Source organism: Lactiplantibacillus sp. 7.2.4 (genome assembly GCF_018991185.1).
GTDB lineage: Bacteria > Bacillota > Bacilli > Lactobacillales > Lactobacillaceae > Lactiplantibacillus > Lactiplantibacillus pentosus.
The window spans coordinates 1-2639 of sequence record NZ_JAGYGS010000120.1 but is presented as its reverse complement, the minus strand read 5'-3'; the positions used below and the strand labels follow the sequence as shown (position 1 = coordinate 2639).

The following is a 2639-nucleotide window of genomic DNA, read 5'->3' as shown; positions in this document are numbered from 1 at the left end:
TTACTTAATCAACATCAATTGGATGTTTGGCTGTTAATGCCATGGCTTGTTGCTTAACGTCATCCAAGTTTGCTTGGTCTGTCGGCGCTTGTAACGCTTGCAAGATTAATTCAGCAACCTTGGCGGCATCCGCTTCATCAAATCCGCGTGTCGTAATCGCTGGCGTTCCTAAACGAATCCCAGACGTCTTGAAGGCCCCTAAAGTTTCGTTTGGAATAGCTTCCTTGTTGACGGTGATGTAGACCGTATCGAGTAAATCTTGGACTTGCCGACCATTTAATCCCGACTTTGTGACGTCGATCGTCATTAAATGGTTGTCCGTCCCACCAGAGATGACCCGAACTAAGTCAGATTCAGTAAAGACCTTCGCCATCGCTTTCGCATTATCAATAATGTGTTGTGCATAGACTTTAAATTCTGGTTGTAAGTCTTCGCCCAGAGCAATCGCCTTACCAGCAATCACGTGGTCTAACGGGCCACCCTGATTGCCAGGGAAAACGGCTGAATTGATCTTCTTACCGTATTTTTCCTTTGCGAGGATCATCCCACCACGAGGACCACGTAACGTCTTGTGTGTCGTCGTCGTGACCACGTCGGCGTAAGGGACTGGATTTGGATGCAATCCGGCTGCCACTAAACCAGCAATGTGGGCCATGTCGACCATCAAGAGTGCACCAACGGCATCCGCAATTTCACGGAACTTCTTAAAATCAATTAACCGACTATAAGCCGAAGCCCCCGCAACGATTAATTTTGGTTGGAATTCTTGCGCTTGTGCCAAGATGGCATCATAGTTCAGCTCTTCGGTCTCAGGATCTAACCCGTATCCTTGGAAATCATAGAGCTTACCAGAAAAGTTAACACTCGAGCCGTGTGTCAAATGGCCCCCGGCGTCTAATGACATCCCCATAACCCGGTCGCCCGGTTGAATTAATGCCATGTACGCTGCCGCATTCGCTTGTGAACCTGAGTGAGGTTGAACGTTAGCGTATTCCGCGCCAAATAATTTCTTAGCACGTTCAATCGCTAAGGTTTCAACTTGGTCAATATATTCGTTACCGCCGTAAAAACGGTGACCTGGATAACCTTCGGAGTATTTATTAGTCAGCACACTCCCCTGTGCTGCTCGAACACCTTTCGAGACAATGTTTTCGGAAGCAATCAACTCAATGTTGTGCTGTTGCCGTGCCTGTTCCTTACTAATCGCAGCCCATACTTCTGGATCTTGTTCTTGGTAATTCATGAATAAATCTCCTCCATTTCACAAGTGACAACTTTCGGGTTTTCCCGACTTGCAATTATTATACACTAAAATGAGTCTGTCCGGCAGATTTATTTAAGCGATTCATGTAAGCTAGCCCTAACCCTTTATTTTCAAAGGCTTGGCAGAGAATATCCTTAATTTCCGTTTCCGTATCAAAGTGTCGTAAGCCGGCAAACAAGCGCTGACTTGCCGATTGAATATCAGTCCCAAGCGAAAATTGTTCGCAATTTGACGGGATTTGATTTTGATTCAGAATGGCATCTGTCGCCATGACCCCCATCGGGACGTCTTGTTGCGCTGCCCAGGCTAAAGCTTGTGGCCAATCTTCCGAACGATCAACGATATAAACCTGTGCATTCGGCGCATAGTGCTTGTATTTCATCCCCGGTGCCTTAGGAACTTCGGTGGCCCCGACGTGATGTGCTTCTGTCTGAACAGGCATGCCAATCACGGCTTCGATTGCTTCTGGCGTAATGGCGCCGGGCCGCAAAATCGCCGGCTGATCAGTCGACAGATCCAAGACGGTTGATTCCACCCCGACCTTAGTTGGGCCATCATCCAGAATACCGGCAATCTTACCGTTCAAATCGTGATAAACGTGCTCAGCCAAGGTCGGACTTGGTTTACCCGACGTATTCGCAGACGGCCCCACGATTGGTGTCTTAGCTGCCCGAATCAATGCCAAGGTCGCAGCGTTATCCGGATTGCGAAATGCTGCGGTCTCTAAGCCACCGGTCACCTCAGTGGCAAGTGCATTTGGTTTTAACTTAAAAATCATCGTTAATGGCCCGGGCCAAAAGGCTTTGATCAACTTCTTGGCTACCTCTGATAGTGGCATGGCAAACCGTTCAACTGTCGCTACGTCGGCAACGTGGACGATCAGCGGATTATCACTCGGACGTCCCTTCGCGCGATAAACTTGTTTCACTGCATCGACATTCGTGGCATCCGCACCTAAGCCATACACGGTCTCGGTCGGGAAAGCCACTAGTTCACCCGCAGCTAACAACGCCGCGGCAGCTGGAATTTCATCCGGCTTAAATACTTTGGTTTCCATAATTACTGATTCCTCTACTTTATTGTATTTATAATTTGTGATTAACAATTTAATATGCATTATTAGTGCTAATTTGTCTTGAATCGTGATTAAAACGTGCTATTTTGGATTGCTGTTCGTCAGCCGATGAGCGTCCTAATCCGACTTCTGGGGTCGGCTTAAATCTGTGTCCACCACGTTCCGGCCATTGCCCAGAATGCCTGGAGGCCGGACTAGGACGTCTCAACAAGAGCATGTTTACGCTAACTGGCACTATTTCCAGCGGGTCTCAGCTGGCGGCTTTTGGCCTTAAAAATCGGTACGTTTTAATCATCTCTA

At 47.9% G+C, this 2639-nt stretch carries 2 protein-coding genes; both read right to left on the bottom strand.

Translation table 11 applies throughout. From position 1 onward, the window contains the following. Positions 1 to 4: 4 nt before the first annotated feature. Positions 5 to 1243, bottom strand: coding sequence for a serine hydroxymethyltransferase (glyA, locus tag KGF70_RS16705; RefSeq protein ID WP_088771025.1), 1239 nt, complete (start codon positions 1241 to 1243; stop codon positions 5 to 7). Between the two features lie 58 nt (positions 1244 to 1301). Then, positions 1302 to 2321 carry an L-threonylcarbamoyladenylate synthase gene (locus tag KGF70_RS16700; RefSeq protein WP_216769027.1) on the bottom strand — a complete coding sequence of 340 codons (1020 nt, stop codon included), beginning with the start codon at positions 2319 to 2321 and terminating at the stop codon, positions 1302 to 1304. Positions 2322 to 2639: the final 318 nt, after the last annotated feature.

Bases quoted from the DNA above. Each gene is read 5' to 3' on its own strand.
- glyA (WP_088771025.1), bottom strand. From the start codon at position 1,243: ATGAATTACCAAGAACAAGATCCAGAAGTATGGGCTGCGATTAGTAAG.
- KGF70_RS16700 (WP_216769027.1), bottom strand. From the start codon at position 2,321: ATGGAAACCAAAGTATTTAAGCCGGATGAAATTCCAGCTGCCGCGGCG.